The 17,218-nt window shown below is 72.0% G+C and carries 15 protein-coding genes; 6 read left to right on the top strand and 9 right to left on the bottom strand.

Translation table 11 applies throughout. The annotated features are described in order from the left end of the window. Nucleotides 1-54 precede the first annotated feature (54 nt). The 6 genes from cseC to ACWGIG_RS25385 all read right to left on the bottom strand — a co-directional run bounded on the left by cseC (nt 55) and on the right by ACWGIG_RS25385 (nt 5,424). Nucleotides 55-1,359, bottom strand: coding sequence for a two-component system sensor histidine kinase CseC (gene cseC / locus ACWGIG_RS25410; protein ID WP_453323974.1), 1,305 nt, complete (start codon nt 1,357-1,359; stop codon nt 55-57). A 92-nt stretch (nt 1,360-1,451) separates the two neighbouring features. Then, the gene (cseB, locus tag ACWGIG_RS25405; protein WP_453323973.1) at nt 1,452-2,153 is read right to left on the bottom strand and encodes a two-component system response regulator CseB; all 702 of its coding nucleotides are present in this window, start codon (nt 2,151-2,153) and stop codon (nt 1,452-1,454) included. Nucleotides 2,154-2,175: 22 nt separating this feature from the next. Continuing rightward, nucleotides 2,176-3,048 (bottom strand): hypothetical protein, encoded by an 873-nt coding sequence (locus ACWGIG_RS25400; RefSeq protein WP_453323972.1) that lies wholly within the window; start codon nt 3,046-3,048, stop codon nt 2,176-2,178. Then, complete coding sequence (locus tag ACWGIG_RS25395) at nt 3,036-3,638, bottom strand: SigE family RNA polymerase sigma factor (RefSeq protein ID WP_453323971.1); 603 nt, start codon at nt 3,636-3,638, stop codon at nt 3,036-3,038. The genes ACWGIG_RS25400 and ACWGIG_RS25395 overlap by 13 nt, the downstream gene beginning before the upstream one ends. 157 nt (nt 3,639-3,795) lie before the next feature. Further along, nucleotides 3,796-4,746, bottom strand: a complete 951-nt coding sequence (locus ACWGIG_RS25390) for an A/G-specific adenine glycosylase (RefSeq protein WP_453323970.1) — start codon at nt 4,744-4,746, stop codon at nt 3,796-3,798. A 51-nt stretch (nt 4,747-4,797) separates the two neighbouring features. After that, complete coding sequence (locus tag ACWGIG_RS25385; RefSeq protein ID WP_453323969.1) at nt 4,798-5,424, bottom strand: phosphatase PAP2 family protein; 627 nt, start codon at nt 5,422-5,424, stop codon at nt 4,798-4,800. Between the two features lie 194 nt (nt 5,425-5,618). Between ACWGIG_RS25385 and ACWGIG_RS25380 the strand changes: the two genes are divergently transcribed. Next, nucleotides 5,619-6,455: a hypothetical protein gene (locus ACWGIG_RS25380; protein ID WP_453323976.1), complete on the top strand. Its 837-nt coding sequence runs from the start codon at nt 5,619-5,621 to the stop codon at nt 6,453-6,455. Nucleotides 6,456-6,630: 175 nt separating this feature from the next. Here the strand turns inward: ACWGIG_RS25380 and disA are convergent, their stop codons facing one another. Both disA and radA read right to left on the bottom strand, forming a co-directional pair. Beyond that, entirely contained in the window at nt 6,631-7,770 is a 1,140-nt protein-coding gene (disA, locus tag ACWGIG_RS25375; protein ID WP_398414999.1) for a DNA integrity scanning diadenylate cyclase DisA, read from the bottom strand. Nucleotides 7,771-7,872: 102 nt separating this feature from the next. Further along, entirely contained in the window at nt 7,873-9,282 is a 1,410-nt protein-coding gene (gene radA, locus ACWGIG_RS25370; protein WP_453323968.1) for a DNA repair protein RadA, read from the bottom strand. 206 nt (nt 9,283-9,488) lie between these two features. On the opposite strand from radA, the gene ACWGIG_RS25365 reads away from it, so the two are divergent. Next, nucleotides 9,489-11,264 (top strand): BACON domain-containing protein, encoded by a 1,776-nt coding sequence (locus ACWGIG_RS25365; RefSeq protein ID WP_453323967.1) that lies wholly within the window; start codon nt 9,489-9,491, stop codon nt 11,262-11,264. 275 nt (nt 11,265-11,539) lie between these two features. Here ACWGIG_RS25365 and ACWGIG_RS25360 read toward each other — a convergent pair whose 3' ends face one another. After that, the gene (locus tag ACWGIG_RS25360; RefSeq protein WP_453323966.1) at nt 11,540-12,376 is read right to left on the bottom strand and encodes a hypothetical protein; all 837 of its coding nucleotides are present in this window, start codon (nt 12,374-12,376) and stop codon (nt 11,540-11,542) included. Between the two features lie 54 nt (nt 12,377-12,430). On the opposite strand from ACWGIG_RS25360, the gene ACWGIG_RS25355 reads away from it, so the two are divergent. The 4 genes from ACWGIG_RS25355 (at nt 12,431) to ilvD (ending at nt 17,169) form a co-directional block, all read left to right on the top strand. After that, nucleotides 12,431-13,363 (top strand): Ppx/GppA phosphatase family protein, encoded by a 933-nt coding sequence (locus ACWGIG_RS25355; protein ID WP_453323965.1) that lies wholly within the window; start codon nt 12,431-12,433, stop codon nt 13,361-13,363. A 194-nt stretch (nt 13,364-13,557) separates the two neighbouring features. Then, entirely contained in the window at nt 13,558-14,406 is an 849-nt protein-coding gene (locus ACWGIG_RS25350; protein ID WP_453323975.1) for a sugar phosphate isomerase/epimerase family protein, read from the top strand. Beyond that, nucleotides 14,403-15,032 carry a TetR/AcrR family transcriptional regulator gene (locus tag ACWGIG_RS25345; RefSeq protein ID WP_453323964.1) on the top strand — a complete coding sequence of 210 codons (630 nt, stop codon included), beginning with the start codon at nt 14,403-14,405 and terminating at the stop codon, nt 15,030-15,032. The genes ACWGIG_RS25350 and ACWGIG_RS25345 overlap by 4 nt, the downstream gene beginning before the upstream one ends. Before the next feature lie 286 nt (nt 15,033-15,318). Further along, nucleotides 15,319-17,169 carry a dihydroxy-acid dehydratase gene (gene ilvD / locus ACWGIG_RS25340; RefSeq protein ID WP_453323963.1) on the top strand — a complete coding sequence of 617 codons (1,851 nt, stop codon included), beginning with the start codon at nt 15,319-15,321 and terminating at the stop codon, nt 17,167-17,169. The last annotated feature ends 49 nt before the right edge of the window (nt 17,170-17,218 follow it).

Genomic DNA, 17,218 nt, shown 5'->3' with positions numbered 1-17,218 from the left:
CAGCAACACGCTGCGGGCCCCCTTCCCCGTACCGGAAGCACCGGAGCGGCAGGTCTACCTCCGGCGCGGTGGCAGATCCGCCAGGTTGACGATCGGGAAGCTCCCCGTCGCCGTCGGCGCGTGCTCCGGAAGCCACAGGACGGCGATCGCCCCGCCGTCCACCTGTGCGTTGCGGAACGTCAGCCTCGCCCCGAGCACCTTGGCCTGACCTGCGGCGATGGTCAGGCCGAGGCCGTGACCCTGGCCCGCCCTGTCGCTGGACCCGGTACGGAACCGGCTCGGCCCCTCGCGCAGCAGATCCGTGGGGAAGCCCTTGCCGTGGTCACGCACCCGCACGACCCGGCCCTCGACGGACACCTCGAACGGGGGCTTCCCGTGCTTGGCGGCGTTGCCGAGGAGGTTGCCGATGATGCGCTCCAGCCGGCGCGGATCGGTGTTCACATGGCTCTCGTGCACGACCGTGACGAGTGCGTCGGGGTACAGCGACGCGACCCGGCGCGAGACGAACTCGCCGAGCGCGATCTCCTGCATCTCGGCCCGCTCGGCCGCACTGTCGAGACGCGCCACTTCCAGTACGTCCTCGACCAGCGTCCGCAGCGCCTGCGCCCGGTCCCGTACGAGCTCGGTGGGGCGGCCGGGCGGCAGCAGTTCGGCGGCGGTGAGCAGCCCGGTGACCGGGGTGCGCAGCTCGTGCGCGATGTCGGCGGTCACCCGGCGCTCGGCCTCGACGCGCTCCTGGAGGGCGTCGGTCAGGGCGTCCACCGCATGGGCCAGGTCGTCGGTCTCGTCCCGCACGACACCGCCGATCGCGTCCAGCACCCGTACCTGCGTATTGCCGTGCGCCACGTCGGTGGCGGCGGACGCGGCCTTGCGCAGGCGGCGCGAGATGGAGCCGCCGATGAGGATGCCGAGCACGGAGCCACCGAGGACCACGGCGACCGAGGCGATCACCAGGGACCGGTCGAGATCCTTCACGACGGCGGCGTTGTTGGGGAAGCGGGTGTGCAGGGAGAGGATGTCGTGGCCGGGATAGGGGACCGCGGCCCACACCTCGGGCACCCCGTTCGGGTCCTCCTGGACGTGGGTGGCGCGACGGCCGTGCGCCAGCTTGGCGCGCAGCTCGGCGGGCAGCTCCGGGTCGTTGAGCTTGGAGCCGACCTTCGGGTCGCGGGACGACTCGTACAGCCGCTGCGCGAACTGGAGACGCTCCAGTTGCAGGTCACGGGCGTTGTCGAGCATCGAGACCCGGGCGGAATTGTGCACGACGAGGCTGAGCGCGACGGCGATGAGCGCGCTGACGGCGGCGATGGCGCAGCTGATCTTCCAGCGGATGCCGGTGCGCAGGGAGAAGCGCCTCATGCGGAGTGCCTCATGCGGAGCCTCATGCGGGGTGGCTCATCGGGAGTGCCTCGTACGGAGTGCCTCATGCGGTGTTCCTCATCGGACCGGACTCACGCCTTCAACTTGTAGCCGAAGCCGCGGACCGTCTCGATCCGGTCCTGGCCGATCTTCGTACGCAGCCGCTGCACGTGGACGTCCACGACACGGGTGTCGCCGCCCCAGCCGTAGTCCCAGACCCGTTCCAGCAGCTTGTCGCGGGAGAGCACCGTGCCCGGCGCGGAGGAGAATTCCAGCAGCAGCCGCATCTCGGTCGGCGTGAGACCCACCGGCTCGCCGTTCCTGCGGACCTCCATGCCCTCCGTGTCGACCTCCAGCTCACCGAAGGTCAGGAGTCCGCCGCCGTCGGCGCCCGCCACCGGCTCCGGAGCGCCGCCGCCCGACGCGTGACCGAAGCGGCGCAGCACCGCACGGATGCGGGCGACCAGCACCGAACCGTCGAAAGGCTTCGTCACGTAGTCGTCGGCGCCCGCCTCCAGGCCCAGCACCACGTCGATCGAGTCGGCCCGCGCGGACAGCATGATCACCGGCACGGTCGACTCGTCACGGATGCGGCGGCACAGACTGACCCCGTCCATCCCCGGCAGCATCACGTCCAGCAGCGCGATGTCCGGCTGCTGCGCGCGGAACGCCTCAAGACCCGACAGGCCGTCCGGCATCGCGGTGACGGTGAAACCGTCCCGCTCCAGCGCCAGCTGGGTCGCCTCGCGGATCACGTCGTCGTCCTCGACGAACAGGACGTGGGTATCGGCCATGCGCTGCTCTCTGCTCTCTCGGTCAGTCCTGGGACGGCGTCGCGGTGCGCGGTACGGAGGGGGTCGCGGTGCGGGGTGCAGAGGGAACGGAGGGCTCCTGCGGGGACTTCTGCTCGCCCGCGGCCTTCCGCTTCGCCGCTTCCTTCTGCTCCAGGTCCTTCTGCTCCGTGCTCTGCTCCTCGCCGTTCTTGTCGCCGCCGCCGACGGCCTTGCTGTAGCTGTTCTCCACCCTGTCGTGCTCGGTGAACTTGTGCCCGGCCCAGCGGTACGTCACGACCACCTCGCCGGACGGGAACGCCACCGGATCGCCCTGCTTGTACTCCGGACGGGTCACCACCAGGTCGCCCCGGTCGATCTCCGCGTACACGGCGGGTTCCTCGGCCACGAAGACGTTCGCGTACCGCCCATTCTCCTCGCGGAACACGTAGGAGCCGATCCCGACCGCGTCGCCGCAGGTCATCACGTTGATCACGACGTCGTCCGTGCTGTTCGCGGTGACCCTGCCGTACGAGGCGTCGACCGGGTAGATGTCCGTGTTCTTCACGCACGGCTTGAGGTCGCGCTTCACGGACTCGCTGACCTTCGGGTCGTTCCTGAGGAGCTCGACGGGGTCCATCCGCCGGGGAGGCTGCGCCGTGGGCATCGACTCCGTGGCCTTCGGCGTCGGGTTGACCTTCGCGGCGACCGGGTCGGACCGAGCCGGGCCCTCGTCGCGGGTGCCCGTGCCGCCCGCGCTGCAGGAGACCGCGAACAGGCCGACGGCGGCGAGCCCGGCCATCGCCGTTCCGCTCACCGCCAGTACGCCCCGGTGGGACCTTTCCCTGCCGCTGCCGCCGTCCTTCGTGCTGCCGCAGCCGCCGCTGTCGCTGCTGTTACCGCCGCCTAGGCCGCGCAACGCTCCTGCCCCCGTTCGCCCCGCACTCCGCCCCGCATGTGGCCGCCGTTGCCGACGTCCGTGCGGCCGTCGCCGCGCTCCAGAGCCCTGGCGTCCAGGTCGCGGTTCTCCAGCTCCTGACGGAGCCGGGCGAGCGCCCGGTGCAGGGTGCTCTTGACCGTACCGGCAGACATGCCCAGTGCGGCAGCGGTCTCCTCGGTGCTCATCTGCTCCCAGTGCCGCAATACGACCACGCTGCGCTGCTTCGGCGCCAGCACTCCGAGGATGTCCATCAGCAGGGCGCGGTCCGCGCGCTGCTCCGTGCCGTCCTCGACGCGGGCGTCGGGCAGCTGCTCGGTGGGCACCTCGTCCAGCTTGCGGGCCCGCCACCACTCCGTACGCGTGTTGATCATGACACGGCGGAGGTACGCGTCCGCCAGGGACTTGTCCTCTATGCCGTCCCAGCGGCCGTACGTACGGGCCAGCGCGGTCTGCAGGAGGTCCTGCGCGTCGACCGGGTCCGGAACGAGACGGCGGGCACTGCGCAGCAGGGCCTCCTGCCGCGTGCGTACGTACTCCTCGAATCCGAGCACCTCGCCGCCGTGCGCCATTCGAACCGCCTCCGTCCCGTGTCCAGCCGGGGTTCCCGACTGTCTGCCCCTGTGGATCCGAAGTTACGGAGGCGTTGTCACGGGGTTGTGCGGGTGAGCACTCGGAGGACGCACGGCTGTCCATCGGTTGTGTAACGACGAGTTGCCCGGAAGAGGTTTAACTCTGCGGAAGCCGGTAGACGCCGCCCGCCAGCGGCTCCACCAAACCGTCCGACACCAGCCCGTCCAGGGCCCGCGCCCGCTGCACCGGTTCGTGCCACACCGCGTCAAGATCCTTCTGCGGTACGGGAGTCACGGCCTCGCGCAGTACGGCGAGGAGCCGCCCGCGCACCTGCCGGTCCGTCCCCGCGTACGTCTGCGTACGCCGCGCCGGGCCCTGGTGCGGAGGCTTCCCGGCCTGCAGCCAGGCGCACTGCGCGGCGATCGGGCAGCGCCCGCACTCCGGGCTCTTCGCGGTGCACACCAGCGCGCCGAGCTCCATCGAGGAAGCCGCCCAGCGGGCCGCGGTCGCCGTGTCCTCGGGGAGCAGCGCGCGGGCGAGCTTGCGCTCGGCGGCGGTGGTCGCGTTCGGCGGGTACTCGACGCCGGTCACCGCGCGCGCGATCACCCGGCGCACGTTCGTGTCGAGGACGGCGTGACGTTGCCCGTACGCGAATGAGGCGACGGCGGCGGCCGTGTACTCGCCGATGCCGGGCAGCGAAAGGAGCTGGTTGTGCTCGGACGGTACGTCCCCGCCGTGCCGTTCCGTTATGGCGGTGGCCGCGCCGTGCAGGCGCAGGGCCCGGCGCGGGTAGCCGAGCCGACCCCAGGCGCGGACGGCCTCGCCGGAGGGCTCGGCGGCCAGGTCGGCGGGGCGCGGCCAGCGGGCCAGCCACTGCTCGTACACCGGAAGGACCCGGCTGACGGGGGTCTGCTGGAGCATGAACTCGCTGACCATCACACCCCACGGGCCCGCTTCGGGGCGCCTCCAGGGCAGGTCGCGGGCATTGCCCTCGAACCAGATGTTGACGTCGGGGTGCAGGACGGGCAGTGCGGCAGCGGGCTCGGACGCGGTCGCGGTAGTGGTCGCGGACGTGGTCTGGGGCTTGAACTCAGTGGTCGCAGTCATGGCACCTCCGATCCTGGCACGAAACGGTGTGCGGACAGCCGTACGACAAGCTCATGTCAGGCTCCGTGACCGGCGGTCGGCGCCCGGGCCCGCGAACCAGAGCAGCAGACCGACGCTGCTCGCCCGCATCCACATGACCGCGCCCTGGGCGAGCCGTGCGCATCCCCACACCAGCAGCCCCGCGCCGATGCCGCCGGCCAGCAGGCCGACCAGCACGTCGTGCGGGTAGTGGACGCCGACGAAGACCCGGGAGAACGCCATCAGCACGGCCATCGGCGCGACGAACACCGCGAGCCGCGGCCAGGCCAGGACAAGACCGACGGCGGCGGCGCCCGCGATGGTGGAGTGGTTGCTGGGGAACGACCAGTCGCCGACGGCCGGGCACTCGACCAGCGGCCGGGCGGCCCTGGCGACGGCCCGGCACGGCCGGTCCTCCTCGATGAACGACTTGGACAGCTCGCTCGCCACGTACATCACCCCCGTCGCCAGCGGTGCGAGCACGGCGACCGCGACGGACGCCGCGCTGTCGCCGCGCGCCCGCCACCAGACGACGAGGAACAGGGCGGCGAAGATCAGCAGGCCCAGCTCCGTCCATATCTCGGCGAGGTACTGGAACCAGCCGGGAGTGGAGTGCGCGAAGTTGAGGATGGCGCGGTAGAGCGCGCTGCTGCTGTCCATGACCCCAGACGTTACGGAATGGACGGGTGCCGTTCACAATCGCCGATCGTCGACTCCTGTGCGTGACCGCACGCGACGAAAGTAGGGACCGGATCTCCTCTTCCGGAATGATGATCGGCAAAAGATGCTGTGACAGCGGCGGGTGGGGCAGGAGTTGGGCCCCCTTCTCTCGTAGAGTTCGGGCCGTGGGATCTATGCGTAATCCAGTCGGGCCGCTCCCCTCCTCCATTTACTGGCGACGGAGGGCCGTCGGGCTGTCCTTGCTGGTGCTGATGGTGGTGCTGGTGCTCTGGGTCGTGCTCTCCGGCGGAGGGGACGGCGACAAGACCGGCAAGGGCGGGGGCGGGCCCTCGCCCGCCGCCTCGATCACCCCGGGCCCCTCGGGCACCGGCCCCGTGGTCCCGGGCGAGCCGGGCGGACGCGACACGTCGGGCGGCAACGGCGGTGCGGACGGCGGCAGTACGGGCGGCAGTGCCTCGGCAGGCTCCTCGTCCGGAGCGGCCGACTCCGGCGGGGGTACGGGCGACGGCGACGCGGCATCGGGCGGCGTGGGCAGTGCCGGTACGGGCAGCGGCGGGGCGGGTGGCGCAGGGGGTGCAGGGGGTGCGGGACAGCAGGTCCCGGCGAACTCACCGCTCCCCAACTGTGCTCCCGGATCCCTGGAGTTGACGATCCGTGCGGTCCCGGTCCAGGTCCCCGTCGACAAGAACCCGAAGTTCGAACTGGCTGCGAAGAACACCTCGGCCGCGGCCTGCAAGATGGACTTCGGCCCGAACGCGGCGACCGTGACCATCAAGAACGCCGAGAGCGAGAAGGTCTGGTCCTCGAAGGACTGCCCCAAGGGCGCGAAGTCGCTGCTGCTCCAGATCCCGGCGAAGACGACGGTGACGCACGCGGTCGAGTGGGACCGGACGCGCAGCGACGCGACGAAGTGCGAGGCGCCGGTGGGCGGCGCTGTTGCCTCGGGTACGTACGTGGTGGAACTGGCCGGGGCGAAGATCCCGGCCTCCATCTCCCTGGAGAAGGACTAGCCGGGGGCGGGCGGGGGGCGCTGGGCCGGTGGTCCTTGTGCGGGCACGTCGTGGCTGGCCGCGCAGTTCCCCGCGCCCCTAACTGCCTGCCCAAGGGGGCGGCCCCCACTGCGGCACGCCCCTCCCGCGACCGCATGCGCCGGCGACGACCCCGCCCCCGACCGCACGCGCCCAGCTACACGTACCGCTCCAGGATCGACGACTCCGCCAGCCGTGAGAGTCCCTCGCGCACGGAGCGGGCCCTCGCCTCGCCGACCCCGTCGACCGTCTGCAGGTCGTCCACGCTCGCCGCCAGCAGCTTCTGCAGGCCGCCGAAGTGCTCGACGAGCCGCTCGATGATCGCCCCGGGCAGCCTCGGCACCTTCGCGAGGAGCCGGTATCCGCGCGGCGACACCGCCGAGTCCAGCGTCTCCGGAGACCCGCTGTAGCCCAACGCCCGCGCGACCGTGGGCAGTTCGAGCAGCTCGCTGTGGGTGAGCGCGTCCAGCTCCGTCAGCGCCTCCGCCACCGTCCGCGACCGCTTCGCCGTCGGCTCCGGCACGTAGTCCCGTACGACGAGCTCCCGCTCCGGCTCGACGCCTGCGATCAACTCGTCGAGCTGGAGGGAGAGGAGGCGTCCGTCGGTGCCCAACTCGACCACGTACTCCGCGATCTCGGTCGCGATCCGCCGCACCATCTCCAGCCGCTGGGCGACCGCCGTGACGTCCCGGACCGTCACCAGGTCCTCGATCTCCAGCGCGGAGAGAGTGCCGGCGACCTCGTCGAGGCGGAGTTTGTAGCGTTCGAGAGTGGCCAGGGCCTGGTTGGCGCGGGAGAGGATCGCGGCCGACTCCTCCAGGACCCGCCGCTCTCCGTTCACGTACAGCGCGATCAGGCGCATGGACTGGGACACCGACACCACCGGGAAGTGGCACTGCTTGGAGACGCGGTCCGCCGTGCGGTGGCGGGTGCCCGTCTCCTCGGTGTGGATCGACGCGTCGGGGACCAGCTGGACGCCGGCCCGCAGGATCTTCGTCATGTCCTTGTCGAGGATGAGCGCGCCGTCGAGCTTGCAGAGCTCGCGCAGGCGCGTCGCGGTGAATTCGACGTCCAGGACGAAGCCGCCCGTACACATCGACTCGACGGTCTTGTCCATGCCGAGGACGATCAGCCCGCCGGTGTTGCCGCGCAGGATCCGCTCCAGGCCGTCGCGCAGCGCCATGCCGGGGGCGACGGCGCTCAGCGAGGCGCGGATCTGGGCCTCGTTGCCAGAGCCGGAGTTGCTGGAGCCTCCGCCGGACTTTCCGGGTGATGAGGCCCGGTCGTTGGCTGCCACTGCACTCCTCCGGTCACGGGGGTCACGGGTCGGGTCCGCCCCTGCCCGGGACGGTCAACTTCGCCTCGCGTACGCGGTGGACAGGCGAGACCAGGGCAAAGTCTACCGGCGCTCCTCCTCACTCCGTGGGGCCTGGGCGCGAGAGCGGCGCGGAAGGACGCTCAGGGCGGCCCCCATGTCGGCCACCTCGATCACCTTCATCCCGGCCGGGACACGGCCCGGGTCGCTCGGAACCAGGGCGTGGGTGAAGCCGAGCCGGTGCGCTTCGGCCAGTCTTCGTTGTACGCCCGTGACCCGGCGGATCTCTCCGGCGAGCCCCACCTCGCCGATCGCGACCAGATTCTTGGGCAGCGGGGTGTCGCTGGCGGCCGACGCGAGGGCGAGGGCGACGGACAGGTCGGAGGCGGGTTCGGAGAGCTTCACGCCGCCGACCGTCGCGCAGTAGATGTCGCGCTTGCCCAGCGCGCTGATCTTGCCGCGCTGTTCGAGCACCGCCAGCATCATCGAGACACGGGAGGTCTCCAGGCCGGAGGTGGTGCGCCGGGGGGAAGGGATCTGCGAGTCGACGGTGAGTGCCTGGACCTCGGCGACCAGCGGGCGGCGGCCCTCCAGCGTCACGGTCAGGCAGGTGCCGGGGACGGCCACGTCGCGGCGGGTGAGGAAGAGGCCCGAGGGGTCGGTGAGGCCGGTGATGCCCTCGTCGTGCAGCTCGAAGCAGCCGACCTCGTCCGTCGCTCCGTACCGGTTCTTGACGCCGCGGACCAGGCGCAGCCGGGCGTGCCGGTCGCCCTCGAAGGAGAGGACGACGTCCACGAGGTGTTCGAGCAGGCGGGGGCCCGCGATGTTGCCGTCCTTGGTGACGTGGCCGACCAGGAGGGTCGACATGCCGCGCTCCTTGGAGGCCCGGATGAGGGCCGCCGTCACCTCCCTGATCTGGGCCACGCCGCCCGGGGCGCCGTCGAGCTCGGCGGAGGCGACCGTCTGCACGGAGTCGAGGATCAGCAGGGTGGGCTTGACGGCGTCCAAGTGACCGAGGACGGCGGCGAGGTCGGTCTCGGCGGCCAGGTAGAGGTGGTCGCTGAGCGCATGGATCCGGTCGGCGCGCAGCCGGACCTGGCTCGCCGACTCCTCGGCGGTGACGTACAGCGTGCGGTGCTCCTCGTCGGCCGCCTTGGCGGCGACGTCCAGCAGCAGCGTCGACTTGCCGACGCCCGGCTCGCCCGCGACGAGGACCACGGCGCCGGGCACGAGACCGCCGCCCAGCACCCGGTCCAGCTCGGGCACGCCGGTGGAGCGGGCGGTGGCCGTGCGGACGTCCACCTCGCCGATGGGCAGCGCGGCGCTGGAGACCCGGCCCGCGGCGGTCGTACGGACCGCGGGCGCGCCGTACTCCTCGACCGTCCCCCAGGCCTGGCACTCGGGGCAGCGGCCGAGCCACTTGACGGCCGTCCAGCCGCAGTCGGTGCAGCGGTAGGACGGCCGGTCCTTCGCGGATTTCGTACGGGCAGCCATGTCGTCACCGTACAGACGCGGTCTGACAACGCCGCGCTGCCACCGGCGCACGGTCGCGGTGCGTGAGGGCATAGGCCACTGGTATGGGGCAAAAGAGGGCGGATTGTGGAATTCCTGTCCTCTTTTGAGGGATCTGTTCACCCGTATGGATTAAAAGGGCTCAAGCGGAGCCAGGGGGCGGCTCTGGCGCCCCTACGGTCGGCCGGGTGACGACCAGCAGGCGGGAGCACCCCACGCAGACCACCGGAACCACCGGCACCACGGGTGGCGCCGGCACCACCGGCGCGCACCGGACGCGCCGGCGCGCGCCCCGCACGCTCGCCCAGCGCCCTCCCTCGGGGTACGAGCCGTACCTGGACGGACTCTTCACCTACGCCCTGTCGGTGCTGCGCGACCACGACGTGGCGACGGCCGTGCTCGGCGACGTGCTCGCGCTCGCCGAGCGCAGCAACGGACGCAGCCCCTCCGGCGAACCGGAACGCAAGGCCTGGCTCTACGCCCTCACCCGCTGGTCCTGTCTGCGCGGCCTCGCCGAGGAGAAGCGCCGCAGACAGAACACGCACGGCGGCCACCAGGCCCACCGCCCGCCCGCCGCCGTCCCGGAACCAGAGCTTCCGGTCGAGGAGAGCGTGGCGCGCAGCCGGCACGCCGACCTCACCCTGCTCGCCTGGCCCGAGGCGGCCGGCACCACACCCGAACAGCGCGAGGCCCTGGAGCTCGCCGTCCGCCACACCCTCGACGCCCGGCAGGTCGCGGCCGTCCTCGGCCTGGACCACGCGGAGGCCCGCGAGCTGCTCGCGGCGGCGGCCTGCGAGGTGGAGCGCACCCGGGCGGCGCTGATCGTCGTCGAGACCGGCACCTGCCCGACCGTCACCCGGCTCACCGGTGACGACCAGGTCCTGCTCAGCACCGCCCTGCGCGGCGAACTGGTCCGGCACGTCGACGACTGCCCGGTCTGCCGCCGCGCCGCCGAGCGCGCGGGCGCGGGCGGCCCGTGGCCCGGAACGGGCGCCTCCACCGGTCGGCTCCCGCTGGTGGAAGCACCGCGGGCGGCGGCGTACATGGCGATGCTGCACGCGCCGCGGGTGCCGAGGAGCGGCACTCCGCGCTTCGACCGCGGGGGGTTCCCGCTCGACCCGAAGGACCGGGCGGCCCGCCGCGAACGCCTCCGTACGAGAGCGCTGACGACCACGGTCGTCGCGACCGTCGTCGCCGCGCCGGTACTCGCCCTGTGGGCCGCCTACCGGGGGGCGCCCGCGACGGGCGACGCGCCCCGGGGCGCGTCGGTGACGGCGAGCGAGCAGGACGGGGTGCCGGGACGTGACGGCGCGCCGTACGGCGGCGACGCGTACGAGAACACGGGCAACGCGCACAACAGGCCCGGCCCCGGCTCCCCGGCAGGCAGCGGCGCGCGCGACAGCGGGCAGGACGTCTCGGTCAAGGTCCTCACCCCTGGGCGGGCCCCGGCCCCCGGCGCGGGGCGCCTCACGGTGGTGGCGGAATCGTCGGGCCACACGACGGTCGTACGGCTGACGGTGTCGGGGAGCGGGCCGGTCGCGTGGTCGATGTGGGCCAACGCGCCGTGGCTGCACCTGAGTCGGACCTCGGGAACTCTCGCGCCGGGGGAGTCGTTCACGGTCTACATCACGGTCGACCGCGACAGGGAACCCGCCGATCCCTGGACGGCCCGCCTGGGTGTCTCGCCGTCCGGTGCGGTGATGACGGTGTCGGGGAGGGGGTCGATGCCGGCGCCTTCGCGGCCTCCGTCGGAACCGGGGCCGGGTGGCACGGAGGACCCGGGCCCCGGTCCGGACCCGACGGTGCCGACTACGCCGCCGCCGTCCCCGTCGACGCCGCCGCCCACTTCGCCGCCTGCGACGGAACCGCCGAGTACACCGCCGCCGAGCACGCCTCCGCCGACGGATCCGCCGTCACCGACGCCCACCCAACCGCCGGAGCCGGGGCCGTCGGGGACGAGCTGAGCGGTCGCGCGGGCGCGTGCGGTCTGAGGAAGGGCTGAGCTCCGCGTGGGGGCCGCCCCCTTGCCCACCCTTCCCCAAGCTCTTAAGGAGCAGGGGAGACCCCACTGCCCCCGGGGGGCGGCCCCGCTGTCCAAGAGGGCTCGGGGGGGGGCGGGGGCAGGCTTTTAGGGGCGCGGGGAACTGCGCGACCAGCCACGACGCGCCCGCACGGTGCCCACCCGCCCCGCGACCAGCCACGACGCACCCGCACGTCGATCACCCGCCCCCGGAAGGATTCAGCGACCGCCCGGATCCGCCGGGTGCGGAGCCACCAGCGGCAGCTGCGAGGCGAGCCGCGCCTTGCACAGCTCGACCAGCGCCGCGTACCCCCCGGCCCCCATCAGCTCCGTCAGCTCCGGCCGGTACGACACGTACACCGGATCCCCCGCCCCGTGGGCGGACGTCGCCGACGTGCACCACCAGTGCAGGTCGTGGCCGCCGGGACCCCACCCCCGCCGGTCGTACTCACCGATCGTGACCTGGAGGATCTTCGTGTCGTCCGGCCGCTCGATCCAGTCGTACGTCCGCCGCACCGGCAACTGCCAGCACACGTCCGGCTTGGTCTCCAGCGGCTCCTTGCCCTCCTTCAGGGCGAGGATGTGCAGCGAGCAGCCGGCTCCGCCCGCGAACCCCGGCCGGTTCTGGAAGATGCACGAGCCCTCCCACCGCCGGGTCTGGCGCTCGCCGTCCTCGTCCTCCTGGGTCCAGCCGCCCTTCGCCGTCCCCACGTCGTGGAACTGCCAGATGTCCGGGGTCAGCCGCGCCACGTGCCCCGCGACCCGCTTCTCGTCGTCCTCGTCGGAGAAGTGCGCCCCGAGCGTGCAGCAACCGTCGTCGGCGCGGCCGAGCTTGATGCCCTGGCAGCCGCTGCCGAAGATGCACGTCCACTTCGAGGTCAGCCAGGTCAGATCACACCGGAAGACCTGTTCCTCGTCCTCCGGGTCGGGGAATTCCACCCAGGCCCGGGCGAAGTCCAGCCCCTGTTCGTCCTTGCTCGCCGGCACGTTCGCGAGCGCGTCCGACTTCGACTGCTTCGCGGCTTTTCCCTGCTTCGCCTTTTTCGTCTTTGGCACGGGGCAAGGGTAGGCGCAGGAACGCGCGCGGCGCGCCGCAGTAGCGTTCCGTGCATGAGACTCGGAGTCCTCGACGTCGGTTCGAACACGGTGCACCTGCTGGTGGTGGACGCCCATCGCGGCGCCCGCCCTCTTCCCGCGCACTCCTTCAAGGCGGAACTACGCCTCGCGGAGCTGCTCGACGAGGACGGTGCGATCGGATCCGTCGGCATAACCCGCTTGGTCGCCACCGTCGGCGAAGCCCTGGAGGCCGCCGAGGACAAGGGCTGCGAGGACGTCATGGCGTTCGCGACCTCGGCCGTGCGCGAAGCCAGCAACGCCGACCACGTACTGGCGCGGGTACGCGAAGAGACCGGCGCCGACCTCCAGGTCCTGTCGGGCGAGGACGAGGCCCGGCTGACCTTCCTGGCCGCCCGCCGCTGGTTCGGCTGGTCGGCGGGCAAGCTGCTGCTGCTCGACATCGGTGGCGGCTCGCTGGAGATCGCGTACGGAATGGACGAGGACCCGGACACCGCCGTCAGCCTCCCGCTGGGCGCGGGCCGCCTCACCGCGGGTCACCTCCCGGGGGATCCGCCCGACGCCCAGGACGTACGGGCCCTGCGTCGGCACGTACGCGCGCAAATCGCCCGTACGGTGGGCGAATTCGCCCGGTTCGGGCCACCGGACCATGTGGTGGCCAGCTCCAAGACGTTCCGTCAGCTCGCCCGGATCGCGGGCGCCGCCCGCTCCGCCGAGGGTCTCTACGTCCAACGTGAGCTGAGTCGCACTTCGCTCCGGGAGTGGGTGCCGAAACTGGCCGCGATGACCGCCGAGCAGCGCACCCACCTGCCCGGCGTCTCCGCCGACCGCGCGCCCCAACTCCTGGCGGGAGCCCTGGTGGCGGAGGGCGCGATGGACCTCTTCGAGGTGGAGACGCTGGAGATCTGCCCGTGGGCGCTGCGCGAGGGCGTCATTCTGCGGCAGCTGGACCGCCTCCCCTCGTCATGAGGCCAGGGAGGCCCGCAAGGCAGGGGAGGCCCGCAAGGCCCGGGAAGCCCGCAAGGCCCGCAAGGCCCGACGGGCCCGTGGGCTCCGCGGACTCCGGGGAATCAGGGCACCCCGAGGGCTTCCGGATGGCTGGACGGGGCCCCTCGGCTCTCCCCGTTCCGGAGGGGGACCGTACGCTGTCCCTCGTGGCAGAAGTGGCGAAACCAGTGGTACGCATCCCCGATGCGAAGGTCGCGCTGTCCACCGCCTCCGTTTATCCGGAGTCGACGGCGACGGCCTTCGAGATCGCCGCACGCCTCGGCTACGACGGCGTCGAGGTCATGGTGTGGACGGACCCCGTCAGCCAGGACATCGAGGCGCTGCGCAGACTCTCCGACTACCACGGCGTCCCGATCCTCGCCGTGCACGCGCCCTGTCTGCTGATCACACAGCGGGTGTGGTCGACGGACCCGTGGGTCAAGCTCCAGCGCGCACAGGCCGCCGCCGAGAAGCTGGGCGCCTCCACGGTCGTCGTCCACCCGCCCTTCCGCTGGCAGCGCGGTTACGCACGCGACTTCGTGACCGGCATCTGGCGGATGGCCGAGGAGACCGACGTCCGCTTCGCCGTCGAGAACATGTACCCGTGGCGCTACAAGGACCGCGAGATGCTGGCGTACGCCCCCGAGTGGGACGTCACCAAGGACGACTACCGGCACTTCACCGTCGACCTCTCGCACACCGCGACCGCCCGCACCGACGCCATGGCCATGATCGACCGCATGGGCGAGCGGCTCGGCCACGTCCACCTCGCGGACGGCAAGGGATCGGCGAAGGACGAGCACCTGGTGCCGGGCCGCGGCAACCAGCCCTGCGCGCAGCTCCTGGAGCGCCTGGCCGCCGCCGGCTTCGAAGGGCACGTGGTCGTCGAGGTCAACACCCGCCGGGCCATGTCGTCCGCCGAACGCGAGGCCGACCTCGCCGAGGCCCTCGCCTTCACCCGCCTGCACCTGGCGTCGGCCTCGTCGTCCTCGGCGAACGGGCCGGTCCGGGTACCGGGCGCATGAGCTCTCCGGTGGAGCCCGACGCTCCCCGCCGCCGCGGGCGCCCGCCCCGTACCGCAGTGGAATCGGCGCCCGCGCGCGAGCGGATCCTGGCCGCCGCCCGCACCGAATTCGCCGAGCGCGGCTACGACAAGACCTCCGTACGCTCCATCGCCAGGGCCGCCGGCGTCGACTCGGCCCTCGTCCACCACTACTTCGGTACGAAGGACGAGGTCTTCGCGGCGGCCGTCGAGGTGTCCTTCGAACCCGCCCTGGCCCTGGAAGCCCTGACCGGCCAGGGTGTCGACGGCATCGGCGAGCGCATCGCCCGCTACTTCTTCAGCGTGTGGGAGAACCCGGCGACCAGGGGACCGCTCCTCGCTGTCGTACGGTCCGCGCTGACGCACGAGGCGGCGGCGAAGGTGCTGCGCGGCTTCGTACTGCACCGTCTCCTGGAACGGATCGCGGCGGACCTGGACGTACCGGAACCGACGTTCCGGGCGGAGCTGGCGCTCTCGCACATGATCGGGATCGCGATCGTGCGGTACGCGCTGGAGGTCGAGCCGCTGGCGTCGGCGGAGGTGGACGACATCGTGGCGATGGTCGCCCCGACCCTCCAGCGCTACCTCACGGACACTGCCGGCCCGTGACTCAGGGGCGCGGGGAACTGCGCAACCCCAGCCATGACGCACCCGCACAACCCCACCCGCCCCGCGGCAGCGGTTTCGGGAAGGGGCGGGTAGGGGACTGCGCCGCGGGCAACCCGCACCACCCACCGGCCCGCGACTGCGAACCCCTGCCGCCCCGCCCCGCGCCTCAGCGGCCCGTCCCGCAATCCGGACCACCTGTCCAAATCCTGGATCCGAGGCGTACGCTCGACGGCAGTCGTACCGTACGCACCAGAACCCCACCCCGTACTCCTGGGAAGTGAACCCGATGCCCGAGCTGAGGTCCCGCACCGTCACCCACGGCCGCAACATGGCAGGCGCCCGCGCGCTCATGCGCGCCTCCGGTGTAGCGAGCGAGGACATCGGCAAGCCGATCATCGCGGTCGCCAACTCCTTCACCGAGTTCGTCCCCGGCCACACCCACCTCGCCCCGGTCGGCCGGATCGTCTCCGAGGCGATCCTGGCGGCGGGCGCCGTCCCCCGCGAGTTCAACACCATCGCGGTCGACGACGGCATCGCGATGGGCCACGGCGGAATGCTGTACTCCCTCCCGTCCCGCGACCTGATCGCGGACTCGGTCGAGTACATGGTGGAGGCCCACTGCGCCGACGCCCTGATCTGCATCTCCAACTGCGACAAGATCACCCCGGGCATGCTGATGGCGGCACTCCGACTCAACATCCCCACGATCTTCGTCTCCGGCGGCCCGATGGAGTCGGGCCGGGCCACCCTCGTCGACGGTTCGGTCCGCACCCTCGACCTGGTCGACGCGATGTCCGAGGCCGTCAACGACAAGGTCTCCGACGAGGACATCCGCCGCATCGAGGAGAACGCCTGCCCGACCTGCGGCTCCTGTTCCGGCATGTTCACCGCGAACTCGATGAACTGCCTCGCCGAGGCCATCGGGCTCGCCCTCCCCGGCAACGGCTCGGTCCTCGCCACGCACACGGCCCGTAAGGCCCTGTACGAGAACGCGGGCCGCACGATCGTCGAGATCACCAAGCGCCACTACGAGCAGGACGACGCGACCGTCCTCCCTCGCGCCATCGCCTCGCGCGCCGCGTTCGAGAACGCCATGGCCCTCGACATCGCCATGGGCGGCTCCACCAACACGATCCTGCACCTGCTGGCCGCCGCCCAGGAGGCCGAGCTCGACTTCGGCCTCCCGGAGATGGACGAGATCTCGCGCCGCGTCCCCTGCCTGGCCAAGGTCGCCCCGAACGTCGGCAAGAACCGCACGTACTACATGGAGGACGTCCACCGCGCGGGCGGCATCCCCGCCATCCTCGGTGAGCTCCACCGCGGCGGACTCCTCAACGAGGACGTGACGTCCGTCCACTCCGCGTCCCTCGCCGACTGGCTCAAGTCCTGGGACGTGCGCGGAGGTTCACCTTCCGCCGAGGCCGTCGAGCTGTGGCACGCGGCCCCCGGCTGCGTCCGCTCCGCCACCGCCTTCTCGCAGTCCGAGCGCTGGGACACCCTGGACACCGACGCCGCGGAAGGCTGCATCCGCTCCGTCGAGCACGCCTACTCCAAGGACGGCGGCCTGGCCGTCCTCAAGGGCAACCTCGCCCCCGACGGCTGCGTCGTCAAGACCGCCGGCGTCGACGAGTCGATCTGGACCTTCGAGGGCCCGGCCGTCGTCTGCGAGTCGCAGGAAGCGGCGGTCGAGAAGATCCTCCTCAAGCAGGTCAAGGAGGGCGATGTCGTCGTCATCCGTTACGAGGGCCCCAAGGGCGGCCCCGGCATGCAGGAGATGCTCTACCCGACCTCGTACCTGAAGGGCCGCGGCCTCGGCAAGGCCTGCGCGCTGATCACCGACGGCCGCTTCTCCGGCGGCACTTCGGGCCTCTCCATCGGCCACGCGTCCCCGGAAGCGGCCTCGGGCGGCACGATCGCGCTCGTCGAGGACGGCGACCGCATCCGCATCGACATCCCCAACCGTACGATCGAACTCCTCGTCCCCGACGAGCAGTTGGCCTCCCGCGAGGCGGCACTCGGCGGCGTCTTCGCCCCGAAGAACCGCGAGCGCAAGGTCTCGCAGGCCCTGCGCGCGTACGCGGCGATGGCGACCAGTGCGGACAAGGGCGCGGTGCGGGACGTGTCGAAGCTGGGCTAGGGCCGGGCAGGCCCCGGGGGCCGTGCCGGGTCGCCGCCGCCCCCGCCCC

It is taken from the genome of Streptomyces sp. NPDC054863 (genome assembly GCF_053610825.1).
Note: the sequence above shows the minus strand (reverse complement) of the source record. Positions and strands in the feature narration are given on the sequence as shown.

Coding starts and splice junctions, on each gene's coding strand:
- ACWGIG_RS25355 (WP_453323965.1), top strand. CDS start 12,431: ATGAGACTCGGAGTCCTCGACGTCGGTTCGAACACGGTGCACCTGCTG.
- ACWGIG_RS25345 (WP_453323964.1), top strand. CDS start 14,403: ATGAGCTCTCCGGTGGAGCCCGACGCTCCCCGCCGCCGCGGGCGCCCG.
- ACWGIG_RS25385 (WP_453323969.1), bottom strand. CDS start 5,424: ATGGACAGCAGCAGCGCGCTCTACCGCGCCATCCTCAACTTCGCGCAC.
- ilvD (WP_453323963.1), top strand. CDS start 15,319: ATGCCCGAGCTGAGGTCCCGCACCGTCACCCACGGCCGCAACATGGCA.
- radA (WP_453323968.1), bottom strand. CDS start 9,282: ATGGCTGCCCGTACGAAATCCGCGAAGGACCGGCCGTCCTACCGCTGC.
- ACWGIG_RS25395 (WP_453323971.1), bottom strand. CDS start 3,638: ATGGCGCACGGCGGCGAGGTGCTCGGATTCGAGGAGTACGTACGCACG.
- cseC (WP_453323974.1), bottom strand. CDS start 1,359: ATGAGGCGCTTCTCCCTGCGCACCGGCATCCGCTGGAAGATCAGCTGC.
- cseB (WP_453323973.1), bottom strand. CDS start 2,153: ATGGCCGATACCCACGTCCTGTTCGTCGAGGACGACGACGTGATCCGC.
- ACWGIG_RS25380 (WP_453323976.1), top strand. CDS start 5,619: ATGCGTAATCCAGTCGGGCCGCTCCCCTCCTCCATTTACTGGCGACGG.
- ACWGIG_RS25390 (WP_453323970.1), bottom strand. CDS start 4,746: ATGACTGCGACCACTGAGTTCAAGCCCCAGACCACGTCCGCGACCACT.